Annotated in this window: 19 protein-coding genes; 3 read left to right on the plus strand and 16 right to left on the minus strand. The window is 64.1% G+C overall.

Annotated features, from left to right (window positions below; translation table 11 throughout):
* Positions 1 to 9 precede the first annotated feature (9 nt).
* The 5 genes from RM463_RS00220 to RM463_RS00240 form a co-directional block, all read right to left on the minus strand.
* Positions 10 to 213, minus strand: a complete 204-nt coding sequence (locus RM463_RS00220; RefSeq protein WP_195687501.1) for a twin-arginine translocation signal domain-containing protein — start codon at positions 211 to 213, stop codon at positions 10 to 12.
* 87 nt (positions 214 to 300) lie between these two features.
* Positions 301 to 954 (minus strand): molecular chaperone TorD family protein, encoded by a 654-nt coding sequence (locus RM463_RS00225; RefSeq protein ID WP_311428502.1) that lies wholly within the window; start codon positions 952 to 954, stop codon positions 301 to 303.
* 4 nt (positions 955 to 958) lie between these two features.
* Positions 959 to 2,701, minus strand: a complete 1,743-nt coding sequence (locus tag RM463_RS00230; protein WP_311428503.1) for a 4Fe-4S dicluster domain-containing protein — start codon at positions 2,699 to 2,701, stop codon at positions 959 to 961.
* Positions 2,702 to 2,762: 61 nt separating this feature from the next.
* On the minus strand, positions 2,763 to 3,386 hold the full coding sequence (locus RM463_RS00235; RefSeq protein WP_311428504.1) for a DUF3306 domain-containing protein: 624 nt from the start codon (positions 3,384 to 3,386) through the stop codon (positions 2,763 to 2,765).
* On the minus strand, positions 3,383 to 3,814 hold the full coding sequence (locus RM463_RS00240; RefSeq protein ID WP_311428505.1) for a DUF3305 domain-containing protein: 432 nt from the start codon (positions 3,812 to 3,814) through the stop codon (positions 3,383 to 3,385). Before RM463_RS00240 ends, RM463_RS00235 begins: the two co-directional genes overlap by 4 nt.
* Positions 3,815 to 3,916: 102 nt before the next feature.
* On the opposite strand from RM463_RS00240, the gene RM463_RS00245 reads away from it, so the two are divergent.
* On the plus strand, positions 3,917 to 4,768 hold the full coding sequence (locus tag RM463_RS00245; protein WP_311428506.1) for a formate dehydrogenase accessory sulfurtransferase FdhD: 852 nt from the start codon (positions 3,917 to 3,919) through the stop codon (positions 4,766 to 4,768).
* Here RM463_RS00245 and RM463_RS00250 read toward each other — a convergent pair whose 3' ends face one another.
* Complete coding sequence (locus RM463_RS00250; RefSeq protein WP_311428507.1) at positions 4,769 to 5,401, minus strand: XRE family transcriptional regulator; 633 nt, start codon at positions 5,399 to 5,401, stop codon at positions 4,769 to 4,771.
* 63 nt (positions 5,402 to 5,464) lie between these two features.
* The gene (locus RM463_RS00255) at positions 5,465 to 6,448 is read right to left on the minus strand and encodes a histone deacetylase family protein (protein WP_311428508.1); all 984 of its coding nucleotides are present in this window, start codon (positions 6,446 to 6,448) and stop codon (positions 5,465 to 5,467) included.
* A 122-nt stretch (positions 6,449 to 6,570) separates the two neighbouring features.
* Here RM463_RS00255 and RM463_RS00260 point away from each other — a divergent pair, with 122 nt between their 5' ends.
* Entirely contained in the window at positions 6,571 to 9,318 is a 2,748-nt protein-coding gene (locus tag RM463_RS00260; RefSeq protein ID WP_311428509.1) for a bifunctional acetate--CoA ligase family protein/GNAT family N-acetyltransferase, read from the plus strand.
* Positions 9,319 to 9,417: 99 nt separating this feature from the next.
* On the opposite strand, the gene pdxH is transcribed toward RM463_RS00260, so the two are convergent.
* The 3 genes from pdxH to RM463_RS00275 all read right to left on the minus strand — a co-directional run bounded on the left by pdxH (position 9,418) and on the right by RM463_RS00275 (position 11,222).
* Entirely contained in the window at positions 9,418 to 10,059 is a 642-nt protein-coding gene (gene pdxH / locus RM463_RS00265) for a pyridoxamine 5'-phosphate oxidase (RefSeq protein WP_311428510.1), read from the minus strand.
* A gap of 120 nt (positions 10,060 to 10,179) precedes the next feature.
* Complete coding sequence (locus RM463_RS00270; RefSeq protein WP_195687510.1) at positions 10,180 to 10,527, minus strand: branched-chain amino acid transporter permease; 348 nt, start codon at positions 10,525 to 10,527, stop codon at positions 10,180 to 10,182.
* Complete coding sequence (locus RM463_RS00275; RefSeq protein ID WP_311428511.1) at positions 10,524 to 11,222, minus strand: AzlC family ABC transporter permease; 699 nt, start codon at positions 11,220 to 11,222, stop codon at positions 10,524 to 10,526. The genes RM463_RS00270 and RM463_RS00275 overlap by 4 nt, the downstream gene beginning before the upstream one ends.
* Positions 11,223 to 11,341: 119 nt before the next feature.
* Between RM463_RS00275 and RM463_RS00280 the strand changes: the two genes are divergently transcribed.
* Positions 11,342 to 12,040 carry a cytochrome b/b6 domain-containing protein gene (locus RM463_RS00280; protein WP_195687512.1) on the plus strand — a complete coding sequence of 233 codons (699 nt, stop codon included), beginning with the start codon at positions 11,342 to 11,344 and terminating at the stop codon, positions 12,038 to 12,040.
* Positions 12,041 to 12,141: 101 nt separating this feature from the next.
* Here RM463_RS00280 and RM463_RS00285 read toward each other — a convergent pair whose 3' ends face one another.
* From RM463_RS00285 to RM463_RS00310, 6 genes are all read right to left on the minus strand, one after another.
* A complete protein-coding gene (locus tag RM463_RS00285; protein WP_311428512.1) occupies positions 12,142 to 12,615 on the minus strand; it encodes a cytochrome c in 474 nt (157 codons plus the stop codon).
* A 105-nt stretch (positions 12,616 to 12,720) separates the two neighbouring features.
* Positions 12,721 to 13,125, minus strand: a complete 405-nt coding sequence (locus RM463_RS00290; protein ID WP_195687514.1) for a DUF2069 domain-containing protein — start codon at positions 13,123 to 13,125, stop codon at positions 12,721 to 12,723.
* On the minus strand, positions 13,122 to 13,745 hold the full coding sequence (wrbA, locus tag RM463_RS00295; protein ID WP_195687515.1) for an NAD(P)H:quinone oxidoreductase: 624 nt from the start codon (positions 13,743 to 13,745) through the stop codon (positions 13,122 to 13,124). The genes RM463_RS00290 and wrbA overlap by 4 nt, the downstream gene beginning before the upstream one ends.
* A 34-nt stretch (positions 13,746 to 13,779) precedes the next feature.
* On the minus strand, positions 13,780 to 14,121 hold the full coding sequence (gene arsC / locus RM463_RS00300) for an arsenate reductase (glutaredoxin) (protein ID WP_195687516.1): 342 nt from the start codon (positions 14,119 to 14,121) through the stop codon (positions 13,780 to 13,782).
* Between the two features lie 96 nt (positions 14,122 to 14,217).
* Positions 14,218 to 14,679: an MgtC/SapB family protein gene (locus RM463_RS00305; RefSeq protein ID WP_195687517.1), complete on the minus strand. Its 462-nt coding sequence runs from the start codon at positions 14,677 to 14,679 to the stop codon at positions 14,218 to 14,220.
* A 104-nt stretch (positions 14,680 to 14,783) separates the two neighbouring features.
* Entirely contained in the window at positions 14,784 to 15,209 is a 426-nt protein-coding gene (locus tag RM463_RS00310) for a gamma-glutamylcyclotransferase family protein (RefSeq protein WP_311428513.1), read from the minus strand.
* Between the last annotated feature and the right edge of the window lie 33 nt (positions 15,210 to 15,242).

Consider the following 15,242-nt stretch of genomic DNA (forward strand, 5'->3'; position numbering starts at 1 on the left):
TGGCAGCCGTCAATCACGCAGGGTGGCGTAGAAGGCGCGGATATGGGGCGTTTCGCGATAGTGGGTATCGGCCTTTTCAGGAGCGGCCTTCTGCTCGTCTTCAGCCTGAACCAGGGTCACATGGCCCACTGCAGCAGCAGTCCCCGCCGCGGCGGTACCCACACCGAGTGCCTTCAGGAAGCGCCTACGTTCGGGGTTGCTTGTCGCACGCATGGTCTTCTCCTCTCTCATGCTCAATTCTTCTTCTCGCCATATTCTTAATGGCCAACAGCTAACATCGATCAGGTGCTGGGGGGTCGGTCAGGGCTCGATGATTCTGACCGGGGAGCGCTCCGCCTCTGCCGCCAGCTGGCTGTGCTCCTCGGTGATGAAGGCCTTGCCCAGCTCTCCCGTTCGAGCATAGAAGAGCGTATCGACCCTAGCCAGGTCGTCGAGGCAACGCTCCGCCCACGGAGCGAGGTGTGACATGAAGAACCCCCCGGCTTCCGGTGACTGCTCCTCGACCAGCATGGCCATCACCTCGAGCATGGCGGCCAGATGATCCTCGGGGTCATGACTGGTGTCACGCCGCGTGAAGCCCAGTCGTCGCAGGTCCTCGCGCAGTGCGACCAGCGCCTGTTCCATCAGCTCGCCGTGGCGATACCACGAGGCATAGGGAGTGATCTCTCCCTGGATCACGCCCACCAGATGGCGGAAGTGGGCGCGCTCCAGCTCTTCCGGACTGGCGGCAGCCGCCGCCTGTGCCAGGGCCATCAGGGCCGAGACGACGGGGTCCTGGTGCGCCTCGATGCCGTCATCCGACTGGTGTTCGGCCAGCCAGGCAAGCAGAGGCGCGTCGGCGGGTTCGCGTATCAGGCGAGCCAGGAGTCGATAGAGATCGGCGCGCAGCGCGTCCTGCTCCATCGCCACCTCATCCTCCCTGGCCGGCACTGACGATTCCATTTCCCGAGTCATGGCGTCATACCTTGAGTTGTGATTCCGGGTCGCGGGCCATGGACTGCCACACATCCTTGACGCGGCAGTCCTCGCACATCTCGAGACGCGCGGCGGCATCACCGGCAAAGTAGGGGTGGTCGGCCAGTTTCGCCTTGATAGTGGCGATGGTGGCGGCGGTCGCGAAGGGCTTGTCACAGCGAATGCAGCAGAAGGGCGCTTCCTCGTGACGCACCTGGCGCTCGGTGCGACTGGCATCGGCCAGGAAGCCCGGCAGCAGGCGAATGGCATCCTCGGGACAGGCCTCGACGCACAGGCCACACTGCACGCAGTCGGCCTCGCGATAGCTGAGCAATGGCGTCTGATCGCCGGTGGCCAGGGCCGGGGTGGGGCAGTTGCTGACGCAGGCAAAGCAGAGCGTGCAGGCGTCGCGATTCACCTCCAGGCCGCCATAAGCCGACCCCGCCGGCATGGAATGGCGTCGACCGCTGGTCTCGCCCAGGGCCGTCAGGCGTGCCAGCACTGCCTCGAAGCGCTCGCGCTTGCCATCCCCCGAGAGCACAAGAGGCTCCTCGCCGAGAGGCAGTCGCTCCGGCAGGGCGTCGCGGGCGGCACTGTCGCCGCGCTGAATGCGACGAATCCGCCCCGGGTCATGGCCCAGGGCCTCCAGCATCACCCGGGCCTGGGCGACCTGGTCGTCGACAAAGGCGCTCAGCGTGGCCGGCAGATCGGCATGTATCTGGACCCGTACCTCGGCGGCACCGGCGGCCAGGGCGGTGAGCCACTGGTCGTGCCCGGCATTGCCCAACTCCTCCAGCGGTACATCGAGCAGGTGGCCCGCCGGGGCATCGGCCTCACCCTCCAGGTCTGCGGCCTCGACGAAGCGCATCACCGGTGCCTTGCCGCCGGCCTGGCGATAGGCGTCCAGCCAGCTGATGAGGGCCTCCTGCTGGCGAGCGGGTTCGGGCAGGCGGAACTGGATGGCGCCGGTCGGGCAGGCGCTGGAGCAGCTGCCGACACCCTGGCAGAGGTAGGGGTCGATCTCGATTCGCGACTCGATGCGCCCCTTGTGGCTGGAGATGGCATCAGCGGGGCAGACCTCGAGGCAACGCGTACACCCCACATTGCCGGAGGCGGAGTGGGCGCAGAGGTCGGCGTTGATCTGGAAGTAGCGTGGCTTGTCGAACTCCCCGACCAGCTCGGCAAACTCGCTCAGTGCGACGTCAGATGCTGGATCCTGGAGGGAGAGGTGCCGGTAGCCGGGAGGGAGGAGCTCGAGCTCCAGCACGGGGGAGCGCCCCAGGTCGAGGATCAGGTCGGCGTGTCGATGGCCGAGCAACGCCAGTGCGAGATCAAGAGGGGCGTCCGGGCCATGCAGGCCGATGCTGAACCGCCCGAGATAGCCCTCGATACGCAGCTGGCTACGCTGGGTGGGCGTCAGCGTCCGGCAGGGCAGCTGGCGGGTGCTCGCAAGCAGCGTCTCGAGCTGCGCCTCGTCGAGCCCGGCATCATCGGCACTCGGCTCGGTGATCAGCAGTGCGATGGCGGCAAGGCCACTACGCTGCAGGCGTGTCGCGGCCTGACGCACGCTGATCTCGTCGCCGAGGAGCAGGGCATGCCCGGCACTTTCATAGGTGACGCTGGCCGGCGTCAGGTTGACCGGCCAGGAAACACGCTGTCTCGCCATCTCGCGGGCGCTGCGGTTGGCCGCATCGTCCACGGTGATGGCGTCAATGGCCACGGTTTTGGCATCAATGGATGGTGTCATGCAGCCTCACGGTCGTAGTGTCGCGTTTATTTTTATTTTAGGAAATATAAAAATATCACATTTAGATAAGCTTATTATCGCCGTCTGTCGTCTCTTCGTCTAATGGACTCTGCGCCGACTCCTTATGGTGCGACAAGTCCTCGGCGTCGTCGTCTCGCTGAGCAGTGTATGGCGGCTCGACAGGCCGTGACGCTTGGGTATCGCAATCGACATCATCGGCCGCGTGCTGCGCCTCCTGTGGGGTCTCCTCGAGGGCCTCTTCACTGGGGCGAGTCCAGCGGCGCAGCTGCTCGGCCATGTCCCGAGCGAGCGGCTTGAGCACTTCATTATAGTTCTCGTCGTAGTCGTCGAGGCCGTCGCGCACCCCGTAGTTGCCGGCCGACCAGAGACGGCGCAGCGCCCGTCGGCGCAGCTGACGGCTGATCCCCTGCTGCAGGTAGGCTGAGAAGTCGGCCTCGGCCGGGAGGGTGTCGGGGTCCGGCAGTGTGTGATCGAGGCTGCCCGGCGTAGGCGGCTCGGCTTCTCGCGTCATCCCCTCCTGGTGGTCACTCGGCTGGTTGTCACCGGGGGGCGCGTGAGTGGCGTGAGTGTCTGGCTCGTCCAGGGGCGCGCCATCGGGCAGTGGCGTTGCCATCTCCGACTCTTCACCCAGCTTGCGGCGCGACCAGCGCTCGAAACGGCTCATGGCGTGATCTCCCGGGCGCGTCCCGCGCCCTTGTGTTTCTTCTTGCGTCCCTCTGGCGGCGCCTCGCCGTGGCGGGCCAGGTAGGCTTCAATCCAGGCCTGAATCGCCAGGGGCATCGCCACCTCCAGCACTTCCTGCTCACCATCCATCCAGCTGCCGGCGACGTCCTGGCTGGCGGTGATCGCCGACGGGACGGGAGGCTCGCCGGCGTCGCCGCCGCGCACGAAGAGTCGCGGCGTCTCGGAGGTGAGATTGAAACGGTAGGCGGCACGCTCGGTCATGGTGAGCTGCAGCGTCAGCGTCCAGGGTCCGCCGTCGCCGAGGGTCAGCTCACGGATAGAGTAGCGCCGTGAGACGAAGCCCTTGATACGGGTTGTCTGCTCATCCAGCGCGAGACTTACGGTGCGGCGATTGGAGAAGGCTGTCATGGGGAAAGAATTCTCGAACGTGGGTGGCTATCTACATTGAAGACTTTCCGTATCGGGAATGCCATCATGGCGTGTCTACAGTTTGCCGGGAGCTCGTAACGGATGCCACCGATCAGTCTTAGCCGCGCCCGCCTGCCCGCCACCCTGGAGATCGAGGTACTCGATGAGTATGGCGATCACCGTCGCCAGGCGATTGCCGCCGAGCGTCCTCTGACCCTCTATCTCAACAAGCGAGAGATCGTCACCCTGATGACCCTGGGGGCAGACCCCGAGGCGCTGGTGGCGGGCTATCTGCGCAATCAGGGATTGATAGAGCGTCGCGAGGACCTGGTGGCGGTGCATGTCGACTGGGAGGTGGAGGCCGCGGCGGTGGTCACGCGCCACCTTCCCGAGGATCTCGATGAGCGGCTCGGGCATCGCACCGTGACCACCGGATGTGGCCAGGGTACGGTCTTCGGTCGGCTGCTGGACGCCGTGCCCCAGCAGCCTCTTTCCGTCGAGCCGGTTCGCCAGTCGGTCCTCTATGCACTACTCGAGAATCTGGGGGCCTATAACGAGACCTACCGCAGCGCCGGAGCGGTGCATGGTTGTGCACTCTGCCGGCAGTCCGAGGTGCTCGACTTCGTGGAGGACGTGGGGCGTCACAATGCGGTGGATACCCTGGCGGGGCGTCAATGGCTGGGAGAGGGGGCTATCGAAGCGTCGGATATCTTCTATACCACCGGTCGCCTGACCTCGGAGATGGTGATCAAGGTGGCCCAGATGGGCATCGGGGTGCTGGTATCGCGCTCGGGGGTGACCCAGAAGGGCGTGGAGCTGGCGGAGCGGTTCGGCGTCATGCTGATCGCCCGCGCCAAGGGGCGCCACTTCCAGGCGATCCATGCTCACTGGCGCCTCGAGCTCGATGCCGTCCCCGCCAGGCGCCCGGGGGACAAGCGACGCGAGAAGGCCTGATCAGGCGGCCTCACCGCGGGTACAGACCGATAGCACCACGGCATCCTGCTCGCTGGTAGAGACCAGCGCATGGCCCATGGCGCTGTCGAAATAGATGCTGTCGCCGCTCTCCAGGCGTAGCGGTTCGTAGAACTCCGAGTAGAGCAGGATCTCGCCCTCCAGCACCATCAGAAACTCCTCGCCGTCATGGCGCACCCACTCGCTGAAGTCCTCGAAGGCGCGTGCCCGCACGATGGTCTTGAAGGGAATCATGCGCTTCAGTGCCAGCTCGCAGCTCAGCAGCTCATGTTCATAGGTGGGTGTCGGGTGCAGGTCGCCCTGGCCACGGCGAGTCAGGTCGCGGCGCCCCATAGTGCGAGTCTGCTGGCGTGGCGGGGAGAGAAGCTGGGGCAGGTCGATGTCCAGCCCGCCGATCAGCTTCTGAACCGCGGTGAAGGTCGGCGAGATCTGGTCATTCTCGATCTTCGACAGGGTGGAGCGGGCAAGCCCCGTGCGCTGGCTGACATCCTCCAGCGTCCACTGGTTAGAGAGACGTATCTCGCGGAGACGCTCGCCGAGGCGCAGCGGTTCCACGAAGGGCTTGCGCCCGGAGGCGATGCGCAGGGCGGCATCCTGGTCGGTGGTATCTGGCATGCTCTTTTGTTCACTATAGGAAACAGATTTTCCTCAGCTTACCACAGCGCCACCGGGTGTCGGCTATCTGCGGTTGCTTTCAACCGCAAGCGTGCTCGGGTCATCGTCATCACCCTCACCGAAAGGCAGCCCGAGGAGTGCCTTGACGTGGGCGTCGACGCTGCGTCCCAGTGATGCCAGGTGATAACCCCCTTCGAGTACCGATACCAGGCGGCCGTCGGCATAGAGCTCGGCAATTTCCAATGCCATCCGTGTGACCCAGTGGAAGTCTTCATCCTCCAGGCAGAGCTCGGCCATATCATCCTCGCGATGGGCGTCGAAGCCTGAGGAGAGCAGCACCAGATCGGGCTTGAAACGATGCAGGGCGGGTAGCCAGTCATCCTCGATGGCCTGGCGAAAGCCAGCACTGGCGGTGCCGGCGGAGAGCGGCGTGTTGACCACGTTCTGCCACTCGCTACGCAGGTAGCGCCAGGGGTAGAAGGGGAACTGGAAACTGGTGCAGACCAGTACCTCGGGATCATCCTTGAAGATGTCGATGGTGCCATTGCACTGGTGGACATCGAAGTCGAGGATGGCGATGCGCCGCGCACCGTATTTCTCGCGGGCATAGGCGGCGCCCACCGCGATGTTGTTATAGAAACAGAACCCCATGGCGTCGGTGGCTTCGGCATGGTGGCCGGGCGGGCGCACCGCACAGAAGACGTTGTCGGACTGGCGACGAAACACCTGATCGACACCGCGGAGCACCGCACCGGCGGCGACGCGCGCCGCCTTGAGGCTGTCAGGGTTCATCATGGTGTCACTGTCCAGGGTGACGATGCCAGTCTCCGGCACGCACTTGTCCAGGGCGCGAAGGTGGCGCACGGGATGAACCAGGGCGAGCTCCTCCTCGGTCGCCGGGCGCGCCTCGGTCTGCATGGTCTGCTGCAGGGTTCCCGTCAGGGAGAGGCGAGCGCGAATCGCCTCGAGTCTCAGGGGACTTTCCGGGTGCTCAGGCCCCATATGGTGAAGCTGGCAGTCGGGATGCGTGATATATCCGGTAATCATGTGGCTCTCCATGCAGACCCGGCTCACTTTACTTGTCTCGAGCCCTTGCCAGACAGTGTCAATAGGTCGTACACAGTAGGCAGTTACTTCAAGCGCCATGCGCCAACTGCCGGGAGATCTCAGTGAGTACCCGTTTCCTTCACCACTTCTTCGAACCCGGTACCATCGCCGTGATCGGTGCCTCGGAAAAGCCGGGATCCCTGGGGGGGATCGTCATCCGCAACCTTCTCGAGGGGGAGTATCCCGGCGCCATCTGGGCGGTGAACCCCAAGGGCTACAGCAGCGTACACGGTCAACCGGGCTTCTCCCGGGTGTCTCAGCTTCCCGAGGTGCCCGACCTGGCGGTGATCTGTTCCCCGATCGAGACGGTGCCGGGGCGTATCGCCAGGCTGGGAAGCTTCGGCTGTCGTGCCGCCCTGGTGCTTTCCGGCGGCTCACACCTCGACGAGGAGCGCGACGGCAAGGCCTCGATTCGCAGCCGAATGCTGGATGCCGCCCGTGCCTCGGGCATCCGCGTGCTGGGCCCCGAGTGCATGGGCCTGATCGTTCCCGGCCGCCGACTCAACGCCTCCTATGCCAGCCAGACCATCAAGCGGGGCAAGGTCGCCTACCTGGGGCAGTCGGGCATGCTGGGCACGGCGATGATCGACTGGGCGGCGGGGCGTGGGGTGGGCTTTTCTCACCTGATCACCCTGGGGGACAGCGTCGATGTGATGCTTCCCGACCTGCTCGACTACATCAACCAGTACTCGCCCAGCCAGGCCATCCTGCTGCATCTCGAGAAGGTGATGGATGCCCAACACTTCATGACGGCGTTGCGCGATGCGTCGCGCAATCGCCTGGTGCTGGCCATCAAGAGCGGGCGGACCCGCCAGTCCGACCTGACGGAGCTGCCGCCGACCCCGGGAATCGCCAATCGCGACCAGATCTTCGATGCCGCCTTCTCGCGTGCCGGCGTGGTTAGGGTCCATGACTCCGACGAGCTGTTCGACGCCCTGATGACCCTGTCGCGGATGAAGCCCCTGCGCGGGGATCGCCTGGCGATCGTCTCTAACGGTCTGGGTCCGGCGATGCTGGCCATCGACAAGTTGATCACCGCCGGTGGCAAGCTGGCGGACTTCACCGAGGAGACGCGTCGAACCCTGCGCAGTGGTGGCCTGGATATCAGCAAGCCCGGCGAGAATCCCGTCGACCTGGGGGGCAACGCCACCCCGGAGATGATGGTGGATGCCCTGGAAGTGGTGGCGGGAGATCCCAACGTCGATGCGGTGCTGGTGGTACATGCACCCACTCGGCTAGCGCCTTCCAGGGTCACCGCCCAGGCGCTGGTGGCCAATCGCAAACGCTTTCGGCGTAACCTGCTGACCAGCTTCATGGGGCTGGAGGAGGCCTTTTCCGCACGGCACGAGTGTAACCTGGCGGGCATTCCTACCTACGTCTCTCCCGAACAGGCGATCAAGGCCTTCATGCACATGGTGGACTATCAGCGTGTGCAGTCACTGCTGCAGGAGACGCCTCCCAGCCTGCCATTTTCCACGAATCGCGAGATTCGGATGCGGTGCCGCAAGCTGATCGAGTCGGTCAAGGCCGAAGGGCGAGAGACCCTGACGCACTCCGAGGCCGCTCAGGTGCTCGAGGCCTACGGCATTCCTGTGGCGGCCAGCCGCTATGTGAGGACGGCAGAAGAGGGCGCCCTGGCAGCACAAGCCCTGGGTGGCAGCATGGCGTTGAAGGTGGTCCATGAGGGTAACTGTCGGCCATTTCGGTACCGCAAGCACCCACACCGCCTCTCGGCGGGGCTGCTTCAGGACCTGAAGACGCCGCAGCAGGTGGCGGAGGGCATCGAGCTGCTGCGAGAGAAGGTCGCCGAGAACTATCCCGCCTTCGAGGTTCGCGAGTACTGCCTGCAGCCGATGCAGCGGGGCAAGCACTCCATGCAGGTGTGTGCGGGAATTACCCGCGACCCGATATTCGGCCCCGTGGTGGTATTCGGGATCGGCGGATACAAGGTCAATATCCTGGCCGATCGTCAGGTCGCCCTGCCGCCGCTCAATATGCGGCTGGCCGAGGACCTGGTGGAGCACACCCATGTCGCACGTCTGATCCACGAGCACTCGAGCGACCCCGAACGTGATATCGATCAGCTATGCCAGCTACTGGTCAAGTTGTCGCAGATGGCCACCGACCTTCTCGAGCTGCGGGGGCTGGAGATCAATCCGCTGCTGCTCAATCGAGATGGCGTGGTCGCGGTAGACTTCGCCATGGACCTGGGGCGCCCGGCTCGCTTCGCGATCATGCCCTATCCCGAGGAGCTTCGAGAGTGGACCACGCTGAACAATGGCTGGGAGGTCGAGGTCCGTCCGATCCGGGCAGAGGATGCCCCGCTGATTACCAGCTTCCATGACAAGCTCTCGGAAGAGAGCATTCGATTCCGTTACTTCCATAACAAGGCCGACCTGACCCAGCGTGACCTGTCGATGCTCTCGCATATCAACTACGACCGACAGATGGCCTTTATCGCCGAGCACCTGCTGGAAGATGGTCGCAAGGAGATGCTGGGCGTGGTCCGGGTCTGGAACGACCCCGACAACATTCGTACCGAGTTTTCCGTCATCATTCGCGATGATCTGCAGGGTCTGGGGATCGGCAGCCTGCTGATGAACAAGATGATCAACTACTGCAGGAGTGTCGGTACGCTGGAGATGATCGGCAAGATCATGGTCGACAACCACCCCATGCGGGCGCTGATGAAGCACCTGGGCTTCAAGCAGCGCTACAACATGGAGGAGCAGGTGGTGGATGCCGTCCTGCGCCTCAACGAGCCCGAGAGTGAGTGGCAACGCCACCGCCTGGAGAGCCTGTCGGACTGAGGGGCGGTCGGACTGGGGACGGATAGTGATGCCCCGTCCAGTGGGACGGGGCTGCCAGGCTCGAGCAGCACCTTTACATGAAACGTGAATGGGGCGGGTCTAGGGTGCCAGACGGAAGTGATGCCAGGCACCGTCACGCTGCTCGTAGCGGATGCGGTCATGCAGGCGACTGGGCTGACCCTGCCAGAACTCGATCATTTCGGGGATGACGCGATAGCCACCCCAGTGGACCGGACGGTTAATCTCCTGGCCCTCATAGGCCTGCTCGAATCGGCTCTTGCGCTCCTCGATCCAGCCACGGTCGGGAATCACCACGCTCTGGGTCGCGATCCAGGCCCCCAGCTGGCTGGCCCGCGGGCGGCTGGCAAAGTACTCGTTGGACTCCTGCTCGCTGACCTGCTCGACGTTTCCCTCGATGCGCACCTGGCGAGACAGCGACGGCCACCAGAATGTCAGGGCGGCCCGGGGCACGTTGGTCAGCTCGCTGCCCTTGTGACTGTGGTAGTTGGTGTAGAAGACGAAGCCGTTAGCGTCGACTCCCTTGAGCAGCACCACGCGTGCATGGGGACGCCCCTGGCTGTCCACCGTGGCCAGCGTCATGGCATTTCCATCGAGGCCCTCACTCTCCAGCGCCAGGGTCAACCACTCCTCGAACAGCGGCATGGGGTCATCGGTCGCCTGCGACTCGTCGAGCTGTCCACCCTCGTAGTCACGGCGGATATCGGAAATGTTGCGTGTCATGGTGATTGTTTCTCCTGGAAGCTGATGTGCATGGTCGCCGCTTCGCTGGCGCAGCTCAACCGTTGTTTTTGATCGTAGTCAGGATTCCTGGCACTTGGCAGGGGGAATAGAGTGGCGCCCTTATACCATCCAGCCAAGCTGTACCATCGCCATATAGGCCCCGGTACCACCGATGATCGATAGTAACGCGTTGCGCCGCCATAGATGCAGCAGGGCGACGATCAGCGAGGCTATGATCATTGGCCAGCCGTTGGCACCGGCATTGAGGTGACCGTCGAGGAGCGGACGGAAGTCACGCAAGGCATAGATCACCAGAATCATCATCACCGTGGGTGGCAGGTAGCGCCCGAGGTGCAGGATAAGGGGGTGGTCAGCATGTCGCGCGAGGGCCACGAAGGGGGTGACCCGGGTGGCGAAGGTCGCCAGCGCACAGACGGCGATAAATATCAGCAGGGCCGGGGTGGTCATGGGCGGGTCTCCTGATGGCGGCCGAGTGAGTAGTGGAACAGCAGGATGAGGCTGGCCGCGCCGATGGCGCTCAACAGCAGATGGCGGTCAGGTACCAGCCATATCCCGGCAAGCCCGGTCAGCAGGGCGATGGCAAAGGGTAGCCAGCGACGCAGCCGGCGCGCCTGCTCGAGGGTGAGCACGATAAACAGTGCCGTCAGGGCAAACTCGATCCCCTGGCTATTGAAGGTCAGCGTGGTACCCGCCAACACCCCGGCGATGGAGCCGAGCACCCACCAGGCCTGGTTGAGCAGGCAGATGCGGAAGGCCAGGGCATGATCATGGCCATGTGCGGCGGCGGGCAGGGTGGTGATCAGCGAATAGGTCTCGTCGGTCAGGGCAAAGATCATGTAGGGCTTGCGCCAGCCGGCACCCTGATAACGCTTGAGCAGTGATAGCCCATAGAAGAGGTGGCGGGAGTTGAGCATCAGCGTGGCCACCGCCAGCTCCATCAGTCCGGCGCCGGCGGCAAGCAGTGCCACGGCGAGAAACTGGCCAGCGCCGGCATAGATGATCAGTGACATCAGTACCGCCGCCCACCAGGGCACGCCGACTTCCACGGCCAGGATGCCATAGGCGGCACCCAGCGGCAGATAGCCGAACATGACCGGCAGTGTGAGCTTCCCGGCTTCCTTCCAGGCGTGAGGTGGCGACACGGTGATAAACTCCCTTGCTGCTGATGGATGGCGGTGAATGACGACAGTCATATTAAGGTAGATCCACCGGCTTGACAGCTTTTTGCAAGAAATTCGACTAATGTTGGCAAGGAGGCGAGATGACACGACTAAAGGTCTGGGATATTCCTGTACGGCTCTTCCATTGGTCTCTGGTGGTCCTGGTGGGGCTATCCTTCTACACCATGAAGACGGAAGGGGCCCCCTTCGTCTTTCCCATCGAGATTCATGCCCGGGCGGGCTATCTGCTGGTGGGGCTTCTGCTGTTTCGTTGGCTCTGGGGCCTGTGGGGCAGCCCCCATGCGCGCTTTACGAGCTTTTTATACCCACCGGGCCGCATGCTCGATTACGGCCGGCGTCTGCTGCGTGGCAAACCTCCTCACTATGCCGGCCACAACCCGCTGGGGGGCGCCATGGTGCTGCTCATGCTGATATCGCTGACGTTTCAGGCGGCAAGTGGTCTGTTTCTGACCGACGATATCTTCTTCGATGCACCACTCCACGGCTGGGCAAGCAGCGGGATCGTCAAGTCCCTCGCCTCGCTTCACTCCCTGAATGCCGACCTGCTGGTGGTGTTGATCGCCGCGCATCTGATGGCGCTGCTGCTCCATCGTTTCAAGGGGGAGCGGCTGGTGAGTGCCATGATCACCGGTCGCAAGGCATTCGATGGCCGTCCGGAGGATGAGCCGGCGGAGGGATTGAAGCCGAGATTCAGGAACGACAGGATCGCGATTCTCCCCCTGGCGCTGGTGGTGCTCGCGCTCTCTTCCTTGCCCGTTATCTGGCTCTGGAGCGCCTGATCGGCGGTATCCTGTAAAAAGCCACGGGGCGGCCTGAGGGCCGCCCCGTGGGTCCGATACTTTTTACGAGCTACACTTCGCTATCTCCGCGGCAGGTGGTCTCACTCGGCACGGTAATCGTCGTGGCATCCCTTGCAGCTCTTGCCGACGGCACCGACCTGGGCGCGTAGAGCGCTGAACGCCTCACCATCCTCCACCATCTGGGCCAGGGTGGCAGCTTCCCGCTCGAAGGTCTGCTGACGCTCCTCGAAGCCTGCCCAGTCGTCGCCGATCTTGGCCAGAGCGCCGGTCTCGATACCGTGGCCGTCACCCCTCAGGGTGCCTTCCATAAAGCCTTCCCAGGGCAGGTGGGCAACGGCGGCCAGGTTGTTCGCACGCGTGGCAAATGCCTCCTCGTCATACTCCATATCGCCCTTGGCCATGGCACCCATGGGGCCCATCTGCCAGCCCATCACGCTGAGGGCGGATTGGCGATAGTGGATGGCGTCTTCGGGCTCGGCGGCCTGAGCGACGATTGGCAGCGCCAGGGCAGCCGAGAGGCCAAGGGCGAGCAGCGGGCGAAACATTACGGTCATCACGAGCTCCTTTCGTTTTTTTCGATTCGTGTTTCTGATGCGGGTGGGATTATCGGCCGATTGGCTCGATATACACCACCCCGGCAAGGCTAGCATGGAAGAGGCTCAGTTGCCGTGGTCTGTGGCGCGTGACTGGCGACTGCGAAAGCGCGCATAGCCGGTGCATCCGGCGAACAGCGCCAGGGAGACGAGCGCCTCCAGTGAGCCGCGTAGCCCCTGGCCTGGCAGCGTGGCGACCATGACCCCCTGGGCAAAGTAGAGCAGGCTGACGAAGGCCAGCCAGGCATGACCGCGGGGGCGCCTGCCGATCAGGGATGGCAGGAAGAGCACCAGGGGGAGCACGAAGGCAACGATAGGCACCAGCGGGCCGCTGTCGCCATCGACCTGCAGGCCGCGGTAGACCATCAGTGCCACCAGCAGGGCGTAGCTGCCCAGCACCAGTCGGCGCATCCTTGCAGTCAACAGATCGAGGCCCTTGGCATTTTCCAGGCGTTCCAGTGCGCTCCTCATGAGCGCTTCTCCCGCAACGGGGCCAATGCCAGGGCGAGACGCGCCAGCCGGCGCCCCTGGGCCTGGGCCAGGTTGCGCTCATGTTCATCGAGGGGCTGGTCGCTGCGTTTTCCGGCAAGGTGGCTGGCCCCATACGGGGTACCGCCGCGGGTCGTTTCCATCAGTTCGGTCTCGCTATAGGGCAGCCCGGCATAGACCATGCCGTGGTGAAGCAGGGGCACCAGCATCGTCAACAGGGTCGCTTCCTGGCCCCCGTGCAGGCTCGAGGTGGAAGTGAAGGCGGTCGCCGGCTTGTCGATCAGAGCGCCGCCTAGCCACAGCTCGCTGGTGCCATCCAGGAAGTACTTGAGGGGGGCCGCCATATTGCCGAAGCGTGTGGGGCTGCCGATGGCCAGGCCGGCACAGTGGCGCAGGTCGTCCAGAGAGACATAGACTGCCCCTTCGGCGGGAATTTCGGGATCCACCGCCTCACAGGTAGGGGATATCGGTGGCACGGTGCGCAGCCGCGCCTCGATGCCGCGCAGGGACTCCACGCCGGCGGCCAGGCGCTCGGCCATGGCGCGGGTGGCACCATGGCGGGAGTAGTAGAGGATCAGCACATAGGGCAGGGAAGCGCTCATCAGGGCTCCTGAGACTCGGGGAAAGGGGGAGGCATCAATCGAGCAGGGCGAGAATGTCCTCGGGTGGGCGCCCGATGATGGCACGCTCGCCATCGTCGGCAATCGGTCGCTCCATAAGCCGCGGGTGAGCGATGATCGCCTGAACCACCTGCTCCGGGTCACGGGCGTCGGCGGCCAGGCCCTGCCACTCGCTCTCCCTGGTGCGCACCAGGCGCTCGATACCGCCCTCCAGGCGATCGATCAGCGCGCGAAGCTCGGCTTCACTCAGCGGCTCGTCAAGATAGCGACGAATCGTCACCGGAGTACCCTTTTCTTCGAGCAGGGCGAGGGCCTGGCGTGATTTCGAGCAGCGGGGGTTATGCAATAGCGTCAGCATGCAAGGATTTCCTGGTCTTGGTGTGCAAGCGCCGCCATTGTAGGCTGCCCCGTGAGGCGATCTCAATCGAGCTGGATCGGCTAGCCTCATCGATCCTCACTCCTCGGGAGCTCGAGAGGGCATATGGCGCTCGATGGCACCGAGTGCCGTCATGATCACCAACGCCAGACCGGCGACCAGGGCCGCCAGGGTGAAGTTATGCACGCCGGCGGCGATGCCGATGGCTCCGGCAAGCCAGATCGATGCGCCAGTGGTAATGCCCTGCACGTCGGTACCGCTGCGGATGATGCTGCCGGCGCCAAGGAACCCGATGCCGCCGATGACTCCCTCGACGATGCGGGTGGGGTCGATACGTGCCGATGGGTCCCCCTCGGCGGTGGCAAACAGGATCTGGAGTCCCACTATCAGGAATGCCGCTGCCCCCAAGGCGACCAGCATATGAGAGCGCAATCCTGCCGGCTTGCCGCGTATTTCCCGCTCAAGCCCCAGCACCATGGCCAACCCCGCGGCCACCCCAAGACGGGTCAACATATCGAGCAGGGCGATTTCCTCGTTCATGTTGTCACTCCAGTGGGCGACCGACGAAGGGGGGGATCAATTCAAAAGAGCACTGATAGACCAATATAGCCTCGAATAATGCCCGCAGCCGTTGGGGCCTTCGGTTATGGTGTCTCCGGCAGGCGTCGATAGACCCAGGCCTCGCTGCCGTCGGCGAGTGTGTGGCGCACCCGCTCGTAGCGAATGCCCAGGCGCTCGTAGCGGTCGAGCCGGGCAAGCGCCTCGGCATCGACGGTCAATACCTCTCCAGGCACGCGCTCGTCGGGGGCCGGCTCCAGGTCGAGTCCGGTCCGTCGCCAGCCTTCGAGGTAGGCTGGGCGGGTCTCGACCTCATCACCGATCACGATCCAGCGCACCACGGGCACGCGCAGGGTGCCATAGACATACACCGCGTGAGGTCCCTCGGCGATGGGCTCGAGGTGCACGGGGCGTTCATAGAAAAAGGGGCTGAGCAGGGTCAGCCATAACCAGCCTCCCACCATGAATGGGAGGCCGAGGAGGGTCGTGGTCAGCAGGAGGCGAGGGCGCATGGGCAGATACGATACCCATGGTGACAGCAGAAA

Origin of the sequence: Halomonas sp. LES1 (assembly GCF_031846005.1) — a bacterium.
Classification (GTDB): domain Bacteria; phylum Pseudomonadota; class Gammaproteobacteria; order Pseudomonadales; family Halomonadaceae; genus Halomonas.